The organism is Bradyrhizobium sp. (assembly GCF_049691595.1).
GTDB lineage: Bacteria > Pseudomonadota > Alphaproteobacteria > Rhizobiales > Xanthobacteraceae > Bradyrhizobium.
On sequence record NZ_JBAVNZ010000151.1, the window covers coordinates 1 to 11,909 of the forward strand.

At 64.1% G+C, this 11,909-nt stretch carries 15 protein-coding genes; 8 read left to right on the plus strand and 7 right to left on the minus strand.

The features are described 5' to 3' along the window. Positions 1–36 precede the first annotated feature (36 nt). From rpsU to purE, 3 genes are all read right to left on the minus strand, one after another. Entirely contained in the window at positions 37–321 is a 285-nt protein-coding gene (gene rpsU / locus WCE35_RS06630) for a 30S ribosomal protein S21 (RefSeq protein ID WP_424592550.1), read from the minus strand. Between the two features lie 118 nt (positions 322–439). Further along, a complete protein-coding gene (locus WCE35_RS06635) occupies positions 440–1,567 on the minus strand; it encodes a 5-(carboxyamino)imidazole ribonucleotide synthase (RefSeq protein WP_424592551.1) in 1,128 nt (375 codons plus the stop codon). 142 nt (positions 1,568–1,709) lie between these two features. Next, on the minus strand, positions 1,710–2,198 hold the full coding sequence (gene purE, locus WCE35_RS06640; RefSeq protein ID WP_424592552.1) for a 5-(carboxyamino)imidazole ribonucleotide mutase: 489 nt from the start codon (positions 2,196–2,198) through the stop codon (positions 1,710–1,712). Between the two features lie 152 nt (positions 2,199–2,350). Here purE and WCE35_RS06645 point away from each other — a divergent pair, with 152 nt between their 5' ends. Continuing rightward, positions 2,351–3,031: a GGDEF domain-containing protein gene (locus WCE35_RS06645; protein WP_424592553.1), complete on the plus strand. Its 681-nt coding sequence runs from the start codon at positions 2,351–2,353 to the stop codon at positions 3,029–3,031. A 3-nt stretch (positions 3,032–3,034) separates the two neighbouring features. Here WCE35_RS06645 and WCE35_RS06650 read toward each other — a convergent pair whose 3' ends face one another. Together WCE35_RS06650 and WCE35_RS06655 are read right to left on the minus strand one after the other, a co-directional pair. Continuing rightward, a complete protein-coding gene (locus tag WCE35_RS06650; protein ID WP_424592554.1) occupies positions 3,035–3,286 on the minus strand; it encodes a hypothetical protein in 252 nt (83 codons plus the stop codon). A gap of 23 nt (positions 3,287–3,309) precedes the next feature. Beyond that, positions 3,310–3,549 (minus strand): hypothetical protein, encoded by a 240-nt coding sequence (locus WCE35_RS06655; protein ID WP_424592555.1) that lies wholly within the window; start codon positions 3,547–3,549, stop codon positions 3,310–3,312. Between the two features lie 245 nt (positions 3,550–3,794). Here WCE35_RS06655 and WCE35_RS06660 point away from each other — a divergent pair, with 245 nt between their 5' ends. The 3 genes from WCE35_RS06660 to WCE35_RS06670 all read left to right on the plus strand — a co-directional run bounded on the left by WCE35_RS06660 (position 3,795) and on the right by WCE35_RS06670 (position 4,866). Continuing rightward, a complete protein-coding gene (locus tag WCE35_RS06660) occupies positions 3,795–3,956 on the plus strand; it encodes a hypothetical protein (protein WP_424592556.1) in 162 nt (53 codons plus the stop codon). Then, entirely contained in the window at positions 3,953–4,180 is a 228-nt protein-coding gene (locus tag WCE35_RS06665) for a transcriptional regulator (protein ID WP_424592557.1), read from the plus strand. Before WCE35_RS06660 ends, WCE35_RS06665 begins: the two co-directional genes overlap by 4 nt. A gap of 305 nt (positions 4,181–4,485) precedes the next feature. After that, on the plus strand, positions 4,486–4,866 hold the full coding sequence (locus WCE35_RS06670) for a response regulator (protein WP_424592563.1): 381 nt from the start codon (positions 4,486–4,488) through the stop codon (positions 4,864–4,866). Between the two features lie 105 nt (positions 4,867–4,971). Here WCE35_RS06670 and WCE35_RS06675 read toward each other — a convergent pair whose 3' ends face one another. Then, positions 4,972–5,178 carry a YdcH family protein gene (locus WCE35_RS06675; protein WP_212223181.1) on the minus strand — a complete coding sequence of 69 codons (207 nt, stop codon included), beginning with the start codon at positions 5,176–5,178 and terminating at the stop codon, positions 4,972–4,974. Between the two features lie 241 nt (positions 5,179–5,419). On the opposite strand from WCE35_RS06675, the gene WCE35_RS06680 reads away from it, so the two are divergent. Beyond that, positions 5,420–5,605, plus strand: a complete 186-nt coding sequence (locus WCE35_RS06680; protein ID WP_424592558.1) for a YdcH family protein — start codon at positions 5,420–5,422, stop codon at positions 5,603–5,605. Between the two features lie 111 nt (positions 5,606–5,716). Here WCE35_RS06680 and WCE35_RS06685 read toward each other — a convergent pair whose 3' ends face one another. Then, the gene (locus tag WCE35_RS06685) at positions 5,717–6,820 is read right to left on the minus strand and encodes an NAD(P)/FAD-dependent oxidoreductase (protein WP_424592559.1); all 1,104 of its coding nucleotides are present in this window, start codon (positions 6,818–6,820) and stop codon (positions 5,717–5,719) included. A gap of 262 nt (positions 6,821–7,082) precedes the next feature. Here WCE35_RS06685 and WCE35_RS06690 point away from each other — a divergent pair, with 262 nt between their 5' ends. The 3 genes from WCE35_RS06690 to WCE35_RS06700 all read left to right on the plus strand — a co-directional run. Continuing rightward, positions 7,083–9,779, plus strand: coding sequence for a sensor domain-containing protein (locus WCE35_RS06690; RefSeq protein ID WP_424592560.1), 2,697 nt, complete (start codon positions 7,083–7,085; stop codon positions 9,777–9,779). Between the two features lie 132 nt (positions 9,780–9,911). Next, positions 9,912–11,381, plus strand: a complete 1,470-nt coding sequence (locus tag WCE35_RS06695) for a glycerol-3-phosphate dehydrogenase (protein WP_424592561.1) — start codon at positions 9,912–9,914, stop codon at positions 11,379–11,381. Positions 11,382–11,433: 52 nt separating this feature from the next. After that, on the plus strand, positions 11,434–11,909 hold a 476-nt coding region (locus WCE35_RS06700), incomplete at its 3' end, for an ABC transporter ATP-binding protein (RefSeq protein ID WP_424592562.1).

Below are 11,909 nucleotides of genomic sequence, written 5' to 3' on the forward strand. Positions count from 1 at the left end.
TTCGATAACCGTTCAAAAAGTCGAAAAAGCGGCAGATCAGCGCGCCGGAGCGGCTGTCGCCACTGCCTTGACGCTGATGAGGCCTTCGCGCTGGGCGCGTTTACGGGCCAGCTTGCGGGCGCGGCGCACGGCCTCGGCCTTTTCACGGGCCTTCTTCTCGGAGGGCTTTTCATAATGACCGCGGAGCTTCATCTCGCGGAAAATACCCTCGCGCTGCATCTTCTTCTTCAGCGCCTTGAGGGCTTGATCGACATTGTTATCGCGAACGAGAACCTGCACGCGGCATCCTTTTTCAATTTGATCGGTTCGGAATTCTGGCAAAGCAAAGGATGGCGAAGGCCTGACCCTTTACCCTAAGCGCGCGCATGTACCAGACAAATGTGGAAATGTCCACCTGCGGCAAGCGAGTTCGCTCGGCGAGCCGGCTTTTTGGTCGAGATCAGCCGGTTTTGGGCGGCATCGCGGTCACTTGCGTCACATGTCCCATCTTGCGGCCCGGCCGCGGCAGGCCCTTGCCGTAGAGATGCACGGTGGCGCCGGGAACCGTCAGCCACTGCTCATAGCTGTCGATGTCGTCCCCGATCAAATTGGTCATGGTGACGAGGCCATGGCGCAGCGGCTTGCCGAGCGGCCAGCCGGCGATGGCGCGGATATGCTGCTCGAATTGCGAGATCGAGGCGCCGTCGAGCGTCCAGTGGCCGGAATTGTGCACCCGGGGCGCGATCTCGTTGACCAGAACCTGATGCCGGCCGCTGCCGGGCACAACGAACATCTCGACCGCGAGCACGCCGACATAGTTCAGTGCGTTCGCGATTTTTTCGGCGATCGACCGGGCCTGCGCGGCCAGATCGTCCGGGATCGCGGCCGGCGCGCGCGAGATTTTCAGGATATGGTCGCGGTGCTCGTTTTCGGTGACATCGTAGCATTCGACCTCGCCGTCGGCGCCGCGCGCGGCGATCACGGAAATTTCCCGCTCGAACGGCACGAACGCTTCCAGGATCGCGGATTTGGTGCCGAGATCCTCCCAGACCCGAGCGGGATCGTCCCCTTCGCGGATGATCGCCTGGCCCTTGCCGTCATAGCCGAAGCGGCGGGTCTTGATGACGGCGGGCAGGCCGATGCGGACGATTGCGGCACGCAGGCTCGCCATCGAGGACACATCGGCGTAATCGGCGGTGCCGATGCCGAGCCTCTTCACGAAATCCTTCTCGATCAGCCGGTCCTGGGTGGTTTCGAGGATCGTCTGCGCCGGCAGCACCGGACGGCGGGCGGCCAGCACCGTTGCGGTCGCGGCCGGGACATTCTCGAACTCATAGGTGATGACGTCGACGTCGTTGGCGAACAGTTCCAGCGCCTCGACATCGGCATATTCGGCACAGGTCGCGTGCAGCACGACGTCGAACGCGGGTGAATCCGGGTCCGGCGAAAACACCTGGCACTTGAGGCCGAGCCGCGCGGCGGCCATCGCCAGCATCCGGCCCAGTTGCCCGCCGCCGAGAATTCCGACGGTGTCGCCCGGCTTGAGCTTGACCTGGCCGGTGCCCGGTTTCCGAAGTTCGTGATTCATCTCGACGATCTCTTACACGAACTTCGCGGGCAAAGGGGTGCTGGCAAGATCATGATCCTGGTGCCGTCTATTGGCTCGAAGTTACCGGTACGAATTTGCCGCGGCCGATCGCGGAACTTGAAGTCGGCGGCACTGGCAGCCGTCACGCGGCTCCCTCCGGGCGCTCGCTGACCGCATCGGTCTGTTGCTTGCGCCAGGCGGCGAGCCTCGCCGACAACGCGGGATCGCTCAGCGCGAGCACGCTCGCGGCGAGCAATGCGGCATTGATGGCGCCAGCTTTTCCGATTGCGAGCGTGCCGACCGGAATGCCGGCGGGCATCTGCACCATCGAGTAGAGCGAATCGAGGCCCGACAGGGCCCTGGATTCGACGGGAACGCCGAACACCGGAAGCTCGGTCAGCGCCGCCGTCATGCCTGGCAGGTGCGCCGCGCCGCCGGCCCCGGCAATGATGACCTTGACGCCATCCGCCTTCGCGCCCTTGGCGAAGGCGAACAGCCGGTCCGGGGTGCGGTGGGCCGAAATGATACGCTTCTCGCAATCGACACCGAGCGCCGCCAGCGTTTCGGCGGCATGGCGCATGGTCTCCCAGTCGGACTGGCTTCCCATAATGATGGCTATTGGTGCGGGCATATCGTCAATTCTGTTCGGGAATCCAGAAATATGGGCCGGATTATAGGGTCGGCCCGGGCTTCATCCAAGGCGTGGCAAGGGGTTCAGAATGGACTATCCTGACTTGGTGAATCCCGGCAAGCCTTCATAAGCAGGCCTCAACAAGGATGCGCATGACCAAGAAAACCAGGGCATCCACCTCGGGGGCTGCGAAACGCCGAAAAAGCACTTTGCCAGCGCGCAAGGCAGCGCCGCGGCGCCCTCAGGCCACGGCGCCCCGGCCGGCGGCTGCGTCCAGCGACGACAAATCGACGATTCGCCGGCTCAAGGCCCAATTGGCACAGGCCGAGGCGCGGATCGAGGCGCTGCAGGCCTCCGCCGAGACCGACTTCCTGCTCGATATTTTGAACCGTCGTGGCTTCGAGCGCGAACTCAATCGCTCGATCGCCTACATCAAGCGCTACCGTGCCAGCGGCGCGCTGATCGTGCTCGACGTCGATCGCCTGAAGCCGATCAATGACGCCTTTGGGCACGCCGCGGGCGATCGGGTGCTCAAGGCGATCGTCGCGACGCTGCTGATCGAGGTGCGCGCATCGGATGTGGTCGGGCGGCTCGGCGGCGACGAATTCGCGGTGCTGCTGTGGAATCTCAGCGAGACCGACGCCCGGGCCAAGGCGGCGGCGGTGGAACGGGCGATCGATCGGCTCAGTTTTGTCTTCGACGGCCGCAATGTCAGCGCGGGTGCATCCGCCGGCGTGGCGATCCTCGGTCCTCACGCGGACGCAGGCCGCGCGCTGGAGGAGGCGGACAGCGCGATGTATGTGCGCAAGGCGCAAAGGCGGCATGAAACGTAATGCCTAAAGCCCGCTCAGATCCTCCGGCACATTGCCGAATCTCCGCAGCAATTTCGCATCGCCGAATTCGCCGATCATGGGATCGCCGGTGCGGCTGAACGCCACCGCGCCGATGCTGCCCGCCATCCTCGACATCGCCTCGGCGCGGCGCAACGCGCCGGTCAGACTCTGGCATTCCTCCGCCGCGCCCGCGACCGGCGAACCGGTATCGTCTTCCAGGAATGGCAGCGCTACGTAATAGGTGACATCGGCCATCGGTCCGCTCCCGGAAAAATCGATCAGGCGGCGTCGCTCTTTGGGTGTGACGCCGCAGTCTGTTGCCCTGACGCGCCTTGCTGGCGTGGCGCGCAGCCGGCGGCAATCGCCGCCTGCAATTCCTCCAGCTCCGTTTCCAGATATTCGTTGGCCATGATCAGCGCCTTGATGGTGCTGCGCAAATTGCCGTCGCACATCGCGATCGCCTGATCGCAGGCCTGCTCGTAACGGCTGTTGTCGGACAGGGAGGACGGTGCGGACATGGCAAAACTCCATTGTTGGCTGGCACGGTAATGTTCATGTTTTGTTCCAGAGAGTCAAGCCGTATGGTGGCTGCCTGGATCGCCGGTCTGATCGCGCGCCGTCCGGATTGTGTTCGCTCAGCCCCTTATTAACGCTGGCAATTCTGTCGATTCAGGCGCACGGTCGATCATCACCGCAGGGGTCGCCAGGCCTCTCTCGGTGACGAGAATGCCGGGCCCGCTCCCGCCTCAACCTCGAACGAGCGATGATCGAAACTCAAAAACGCATTGATGATCTGGAGAAGCGCGCGGCGGAAAGCGCGCTGATAGCCGATCGTTCGACCGATCCGGAAACCCGGCGCTACAACGCGAGCCTTGCCCGGGAACTTCGCGACATCACCGCCAAGCTGCGAAGCCAGTTCGCATGAAGGACAAGGTCGAAACACCGGAGAAGATCGCGCGCGCCAACCGGCAGCGCCTGGCGGCCGAGGAAGGCGCAAAGGCTCTGGAGCTGATCCAGAAGGAGAGCATCGCGGTTCGCAAGAACATGGAACGGCTTCGTGCCCTGAGATTGCAGAAAGAGGCGAGCGCGGTCCAGCAACAGATCACCGAGCCGCCCACCAAGCCGAAGCGGCGGTCCGCGCGAAAGTAGCACCGCCTGAGCGCTGTCCGGTTCTGATTGAATCAGACCCGTCTTTCGGTCTTTCGTTGTGGCGCATTTTTCTCGATGCCAACCGGCTGTCCGCAAAAGGCCGGGTATCTTTCCCCGACATGGTCGATTATGACGGCTTCGCCGCTCTGCCGGATGTCCGTGCCGAGGTGGGTCGCCATGATCATGCGTCGGATGTGCCACGCCGAATGGCCAACGCAGGCCGGTACCGCCGTCGAGAAAGTCGGGACCGCATGGAACTAAAACAAAATCCGCGGCTTAACGCCTATGCACAGGGAGTGAGCCGTATGGGTCTTTCGGCATCCAGAAGGTCCGTGGTGCTGATCGTCGAGGACGAGTGGCTGTTGCGACTGGATGCGGTCGAGATGATTGCCGCGGCCGGTTTCGAAGTCGTCGAGGCCGCCGACGCCGACACGGCGATCGCGATTCTGGAAACCCGGCGCGACATCACGGTCGTGTTTACCGACATCCAGATGCCAGGTGCGATGGACGGGCTGAGGTTCGCCCGCGCGGTCCGGGGCCGCTGGCCGCCGATCAAGATCGTGGCGACTTCCGGCCTTGTGGATGTCGGGGAAAAGGACTTGCCGGAGGGCGGGCGATTTTTGCCCAAACCCTATCACGCCAACGAGCTTGCCGGCCTGCTGCAGGAATTGACCGGCGGGGCGTAAATTTTTTTGCGGATCGTCCAGGCGTGCGTTGGCACGAACCTGGAAACTCGAGATTCCGCCATGGCCCTTCGGACCATCCCGGAATGACCATCCAGCAACAACACGTCAGGCGATGATATCCGGCGTGATCTGGTCTTCGATGAAGGCGATGCGGTCGCGCAGTTGAAGCTTGCGCTTCTTCAGCCGCTGCAGCCGCAGCAAATCCGGCGCCGGCGATTGATGCAACGCGTCGATCGCGGCGTCGAGATCGCGATGCTCCTGCTGCAGCCTCGCCAGCTCGGCCTGGAGTTCGCGCTCGTCTTCGTCGGTCATGGCGTATGTTAACTGAAAATGCACGATGAGGTTGTGAACGGCCCCGGATAGCCGCTGGCGGAAATATCGTCCCTCAGCGCCCGGGGCGCAAGCTGGCCCGGTTCCATACTCACGATTGGTTACAGATAATCCGAAAATATGAGACGCGCGATTCTGGATACCCATCGACAGACTCGCTGGCTGGTGTACACTTTCCCTGTCCGGATCGAATCTGAGGTTTCACCTGCCGAGGAGCTCTCGTATGGCAATACAGGCGCATCTGGTTGAACTGGAACGCAAACACAAGGTTCTTGAGAACGAATTGCACGAAGCGCTCGTGCACCTTTCCACAGACGATTTGCAAATTGTCGAGTTGAAGCGCCGCAAGTTGATGGTCAAGGATGAGATCGAGCGGTTGAAGCATACCGCGGAAGAAACTCTCCACTAGCCTGTTTTCAGCCGAGTACCGAAGCACACCTGCTTACCGTCGGATGGGCGTCGATGCGCTCATGCGCATAAGGTGTTTTGTGCCGCGTGGCGTGTTTTGGGCGGAAACAGCTCACGCCTCGGCTAATTCGCCGACATATTCCGCAATCGCGAGCGATGACGTCAATCCAGGCGACTCGATGCCGAACAGATTGATCAGCCCGGCGACGCCGTGGTCGCGCTGGCCCTGGATCAGGAAGTCCTGCGTGGCCACCGCGGGCGGTACGATCTTGGGCCGGATTCCGGAATAGCTCGGCATCAGCGCGCCGTCCGGCAAGGTCGGCCAATACTTCCGGATCGCCGGATAGAACCTCTCCGCCCGCGCCGGATCGACCGCGTAGTCGACGGCGTCGACCCATTCCACATCAGGGCCGAACCGGGCCTGTCCCGCCATGTCGAGCGTCAGGTGAACGCCGAGCCCGCCGGGCTCCGGCACCGGATAGATCAGGCGTGAAAACGGCGCCCGCGCGCTGCAGCTGAAATAGTTTCCCTTGGCGAGATAGGCTGACGGTATCAGCCCGATCGGCATGCCCTCGATGCCGCGTGCAACCGCCGGCGCGCCGAGGCCGGCCGCATTGACGAGGAGATTGCATTCAAGCGTCATCGGCGCGTCGCCGCCGGCCTCGACTTCAATTCGGCCCGCGGCCGCCCTGGCGCGCACAAGCGGCGTGCAAAACGCGTAGGCGGCGCCTGCCTCTTCCGCATCGCCCCGCAGCGCCAGCATATAGGCGTGGCTGTCGATGATGCCGGTGGAAGGCGACAGCAGCGCGCCGTCGCAATTCAGCGCCGGCTCGATCGCACGGGCGGCATCGCCCGAGAGCAGCTGCATATCGCGCACGCCATTGGCTTCGGCATGGGCCCGGATCGATTGCAGCTTTTCCGTTTCCTGAGGCGTGGTTGCGACGATCAGCTTGCCGCAATTGCGATGCGGGATGCCGTGATCGCTGCAATATCGGTAGAGCGCGTGCTTGCCGCTGACGCACATTTGCGCCATCAGGCTGCCGGCGCGGTAGTAGATGCCGGCGTGGATCACCTCGCTGTTGCGGGAGGAGGTCACGGTTCCGATCCCCTCGGCCGCTTCGAGCACGATCACTTCGCGGCCGGCCTGCGCGAGATGCCGCGCGACCGCGAGACCGATCACCCCCGCACCGATAACGACGCAATCAACCCTGTCCATGTGCCACTTCATGTCCGGAAATCCGGCGCGAACCTGGGCCAATATCGCGCCGGGCTATCTTCGTTTCGTTCAACGAGGCCTCAAGGCAACCCGTTGGATCGCCTTGAAATACGCCTCCGACCATCGATCCCGTTAGTGAAGCATTAATCATGTCAGGGCAATTGCCGTAATTCGAGCCACATTTCTGGGTTGCAAGGGTAGCCATTTACCCGATTCAAACCCGTGAAGCCAGACACTGCGCCCGTAAAACCACGGGTGGGTGATGGCAGGCAAGAATTGGCAGGCAGGCGGGAAGAGCCTCATTCCGGCGCTGGCCGTCGCCTGCGTGATCGCCAGCCTTGCGCCGGCCGGTTTGGCCTGGGGCGAACTGTCCGGCGGCTTTGCGCCATCGAGCTACATCGGCTCGCTCGATCCCGAGACGATCTGGGAAATCCTGATCGGCAGCATCGTGGTCGCTTCTTTTCTGGCAGCCGTCGGCTTGTGGGTGCTTTCGGCACTGCGCAAGGTCAAGCGTTCGCAGCTGCGGCGCAACGCGTTCATCAGTTCCGCCCTCAACAATCTCAGCCAGGGCGTGGTCATGACCGATCCGCGGGGGCGGGTCATCTTCTGCAACGATCGCTATCTCGAAATTTACGGTCTGGCGCGCTCGGACGTTCCCCCGAACATGACCGGTCCCGAACTGCTGGAGACGCGGCGCAAGCGCGGCCTCCTCGATGTCAGCGACGGCGATTTTCGCGCCAGGGGCGCCAGCCCGGAAGGCCTTGTTACCGGACTGCCCGGCGGACGATGGGTTTTGGCCCGGTATTTTCCACTGCCGAACGGCGGGTCAGTGGCGACGCACGAGGACTGCACCGAGCAGCGCAGGCTTTCGCGCAAGCTCGCATCGACCACGCAGTTCCTGGAATCGGTGCTCGACAATGTCCCGGTATGCGTGGCTGCCAAGAACATCGACGACGGCCGCTATATCTTCGCCAACCGCGCATTCGAGCGATTCTCGCGTTTTTCCCGCGACTACATCGTCGGCAGGCGCGCCGACCAGATCTTCCGGCCAGATACGGCGGCCAGCATCGCAGCGGCGGACCGCTCGGCGCTGAATGCGCCGGAGGGCCATTACCGCAGCGAATTGCCGGTCGAGCGCGGTACCGAGACACGCATCATCGCCTCCAACCGCGTGATCGTGCGCAATGAAAACAACGAACCCGAATTCCTGATCGCGCTGTTCGACGACGTGACCGAACGCCGGTCGCTGTCTCGCGAACTGGAAAGCACCAAGAAGTTTCTCGAGCTCGTGGTCGACAACATTCCGGTCTCGCTCATTGTCGAGCGCGTCAGCGACGGCAAATACCTGCTCGCCAACCGCAGCGCCGAGAGGATACTCAACCGCCGTCGCGAGGACGTCACCGGACTGACGGCCGCGGACATCTTCAACCCCCGGGAGGCCAAACTGATCGTCGCGCGCGACGAGGCGGCGATCAGGAAGCGCGGGCTGCTCGCCGAGGAACACCCGATCAGCACCAAGGACGGATTGCGGCTGTTCCTGACCCGTCGCATGACGGTGCTCGACGATGCCGGCGAGCCGCAATATCTGATCAAGACCCATGAAGACGTCACCGATCGCCGCCAGACCGAGTCGCGGATGGCGCATATGGCCTATCATGACGGCCTGACGGATCTGCCGAACCGCGCCGCCTTCCTGCAGGCGCTCGCGCAGATGATCGAGGCCTGCGGCGGCACCGACGAGGAATTCGCCGTGCTCTGCGTCGACCTCGACGGCCTCAAGGAAATCAACGACGTGTTCGGCCAGGCGATGGGCGACAAATTGCTGATCGAGGTCGCCAAGCGTCTCCAGAACTCCGCGGGTGGCGGCGTTGTGTCCCGGCTCAGCGGCGACGAGTTCGGCCTGATCATCGACGGCAAGCAGCCGGCTGCGGGGAAACTGCTGGCTAAACAGGTTGCCGGGGCGTTGGCGAACGAATTCCAGATCGACGGCAAATCGATCCATACCGGCGTCACCACCGGCATCGCGGTATTTCCGCACAATGGACCGGACGCGGCCACGCTGCTGGCCAATGCCGGCGCGGCCTTGTTCCGCGCCAAGGCCAAATCGCGCGGCTCGATCAGCATTTATGACCCCGAGATGGACCGCCAGATCCGCGATCGCCGCGTCCTGCACCAGGATCTCTCGGTCGCGATCAGGAACGGCGAATTGTCGCTGCACTACCAGCCGCTGGCCAGGTCGGGGCCGACGGTCGCCACCAGCGAGGTTGTCGGCTTCGAGGCGCTGGCGCGCTGGCTGCATCCGGCGCGGGGTTTCGTGCCGCCCGCCGATTTCATTCCGCTGGCGGAAGAGAGCGGCCTGATCGTCGAGATGGGCGAATGGATCCTGCGCGAAGCCTGCCGCGAGGCCGCATCCTGGCCGATGCCGCTGCAGATCGCGGTCAACCTGTCGCCCGCGCAGTTCATGCATGGTGACGTGGTCGGCCTTGTGCACGCAATCCTGCTTGAAACCGGCCTCAAGCCGGGCCGGCTCGAGCTTGAGATCACCGAGGGCGTGCTGATCGAGGATTTCGATCGCGGCCTTGCGCTGCTGCGGCGGCTGAAGGCGCTTGGCGTGCGCGTCTCGATGGACGATTTCGGCAGCGGCTATTCCTCGCTGAGCTATCTGCAGGCGTTCCCGTTCGACAAGATCAAAGTCGACCGCGCCTTCGTCATGAATCTCGGCCGCAACCCGCAATCGGCCGCGATCGTGCGCGCCATCATCGACCTCGGCCACGGCCTTGAAATGTCGATCGTCGCCGAGGGCGTGGAGACCCAGGAGCAGCTTGCGTTCCTCTCGGACGCGGGCTGCGACGCGGTCCAGGGTTATTTCGTCGGCAAACCGGCGCCGATCGCCCAATACGCCGTGCTGGTCGGCGGTAAAGGCGGCAACGTCGTGGAGGCTGGGCGAAAGACCGGGTAGGGCTCTTTCGGTTCGGCATCAGAGCCGAAGCCCTATCGTCCTGTCTGACGCGTTTTCGTGGTCCGAACCGGTGCCGATCCGGCTATCCAGGTGCGGGACAGGCTTCGCTCCAAAAGGCGATAGGCGTTACGCATGGCGGATTACGATCTGGCGATCGTCGGCGGCGGGTTGAATGGCGTGAGCATTGCGCGTGACGCCGCCGGACGTGGCCTGCGCGTGATCCTGCTGGAGCAGGGCGACCTTGGCGCGGGCGCATCCTCGGCTTCCCCACGGCTGATCCATGGCGATCTGGCGGGACTGGAGCGCCGGCATTTCCTTCGCGTGCGGGCGGCGCTGGCCGAACGCGACGTCTGGCTCCGGATCGCGCCGCATCTGGTGCGCCCGATGCGCTTTGCGATCCCCGCCCATTCCGACGAGCGTCCGCAATGGCAGTTGCGGTCGTGGCTGTTGCTGTACGACCGGCTGGCCTCGCGAACGCATCTGCCGGCCTCGGCGACGATCGACGTCACGCACCATCCGGTCGGCGTGCCGTTGAAGCGGCCATTCGGCACCGCGTTCGAATATTCCGACTGCGTGGTCGACGATTCCCGGCTGGTGATCCTCACCGCCGTCGATGCCGCCGAGCGCGGCGCCGTGATTCGTACCGGCGCCCGCTGCACCCGGGCCGACCGCGGCGAAATCTGGCGGCTGGTGACGATCGACCGCGGCCATCGCCAGGTGATCACCGCAAGGGCGCTGGTCAATGCCACCGGAGCATGGACGGCGTCGGTCGCAGAGACCGTGTTGCGCGTGCCGTCGCCACGCCTCGGCACCGTGCAGGTGAGCCAGATCGTCGTCAGGCGGCTGTTCGACACCGACCATGTCTACGTGTTTCAGAACAGCGACCGGCGGCTGATTTTCGCCAGCCCCTATGCGCGCGATTTTACCCTGATCGGCACCGTTACACATGCGTTCAAGGGCGATCCCGCCGTGGTCGCGGTGGACCTCAACGAGGTCGCCTATCTATGCGGGGCCGCCAACCGGTATTTTCGCGAACCGATCCATCCGGTCGACGTGGTCCGCACGGTGTCCGGTGCCAACGCCATCATCAACCCCGCGCACAGGCGCGCGACGCGGGACGGATCGATCAGATTGGACCACGGGCGCGGCAAGGCGCCGCTGCTCACGGCGTTCGGCGGCGACGTCACCGCCTCGCGGCTGCGCGCGGAGAAGGCGGTCTCGCAACTGACGCCGTTCTATCCGATGGCGCCACGCTGGACCGCGACCGCGCCGCTGCCGGGCGGCGACTTTGCCTGGGACGGCTTCGAGACCGCGGTCGATGTCGCGCGCGATCGCTGGCGCTTTCTCGGCGAGGATCAGGCCTGCCGCCTGGTCGCGGCCTACGGCACGAGGGTCGAGGCGATCCTCGGCGACGCCAGGGTGAGGGCTGATTTGGGCCCAACCTTCGGACCAGAGCTGACCGGCGCGGAAGTGCGCTATCTCGTGACCAGGGAATGGGCGCGCTTCCCCGACGACATTTTGTGGCGGCGTTCAAAACTCGGGCTGACCATGCCGGCCCCGGATCGCGATGCGCTGGGGGCGTTCATGGCGACCGCTGTGTAGAGTGGGCGCCCGCGCGTTGCGCCTTTGCCGGCGCTAAGTGTACTACTAAGGCATGGCTGGGGAACTTTCCAAAATCGACGAGGCCACGCCGTCTCCCGAACCGCGGACGGATGCCTGCGACACGCCGCTGTTGCGCATCGAGGGGGTGTCGAAAAAATTCGGCACCTTCCGCGCCGTCGATGCCCTGTCGCTCGACATCCGCGCCGGAGAATTTTTCGCGCTGCTCGGTCCGAGCGGCTGCGGCAAGACCACGCTGCTGCGCATGCTGGCCGGCTTCGAGACGCCGGACGAGGGCCGCATCCTGCTGGCCGGCAAGGATATCGCGCGGGTGTTGCCGCACCAGCGGCCGGTCAACATGATGTTTCAGAATTACGCGTTGTTTCCGCATCTTTCGGTGCGCGACAATATCGCCTTCGGGTTGGAGCGCGCTCGCGTGGCGCGGGCCGACATCGCGGCCCGGGTCGCGGAAATGGTGGCGCTGGTCAGGCTCGAGGGGATGGAGAAACGCAAGCCCGACCAGCTTTCCGG

What these genes read in the sequence shown, in the direction of transcription:
- WCE35_RS06660 (WP_424592556.1), top strand. Translation starts at nt 3,795, where the DNA reads ATGATCGAAACTCAAAAACGCATTGATGATCTGGAGAAGCGCGCGGCG.
- WCE35_RS06690 (WP_424592560.1), top strand. Translation starts at nt 7,083, where the DNA reads ATGGCAGGCAAGAATTGGCAGGCAGGCGGGAAGAGCCTCATTCCGGCG.
- WCE35_RS06675 (WP_212223181.1), bottom strand. Translation starts at nt 5,178, where the DNA reads ATGACCGACGAAGACGAGCGCGAACTCCAGGCCGAGCTGGCGAGGCTG.
- WCE35_RS06680 (WP_424592558.1), top strand. Translation starts at nt 5,420, where the DNA reads ATGGCAATACAGGCGCATCTGGTTGAACTGGAACGCAAACACAAGGTT.
- purE (WP_424592552.1), bottom strand. Translation starts at nt 2,198, where the DNA reads ATGCCCGCACCAATAGCCATCATTATGGGAAGCCAGTCCGACTGGGAG.
- WCE35_RS06645 (WP_424592553.1), top strand. Translation starts at nt 2,351, where the DNA reads ATGACCAAGAAAACCAGGGCATCCACCTCGGGGGCTGCGAAACGCCGA.
- WCE35_RS06670 (WP_424592563.1), top strand. Translation starts at nt 4,486, where the DNA reads ATGGGTCTTTCGGCATCCAGAAGGTCCGTGGTGCTGATCGTCGAGGAC.
- WCE35_RS06665 (WP_424592557.1), top strand. Translation starts at nt 3,953, where the DNA reads ATGAAGGACAAGGTCGAAACACCGGAGAAGATCGCGCGCGCCAACCGG.
- WCE35_RS06695 (WP_424592561.1), top strand. Translation starts at nt 9,912, where the DNA reads ATGGCGGATTACGATCTGGCGATCGTCGGCGGCGGGTTGAATGGCGTG.
- WCE35_RS06655 (WP_424592555.1), bottom strand. Translation starts at nt 3,549, where the DNA reads ATGTCCGCACCGTCCTCCCTGTCCGACAACAGCCGTTACGAGCAGGCC.
- WCE35_RS06635 (WP_424592551.1), bottom strand. Translation starts at nt 1,567, where the DNA reads ATGAATCACGAACTTCGGAAACCGGGCACCGGCCAGGTCAAGCTCAAG.
- WCE35_RS06685 (WP_424592559.1), bottom strand. Translation starts at nt 6,820, where the DNA reads ATGGACAGGGTTGATTGCGTCGTTATCGGTGCGGGGGTGATCGGTCTC.
- WCE35_RS06650 (WP_424592554.1), bottom strand. Translation starts at nt 3,286, where the DNA reads ATGGCCGATGTCACCTATTACGTAGCGCTGCCATTCCTGGAAGACGAT.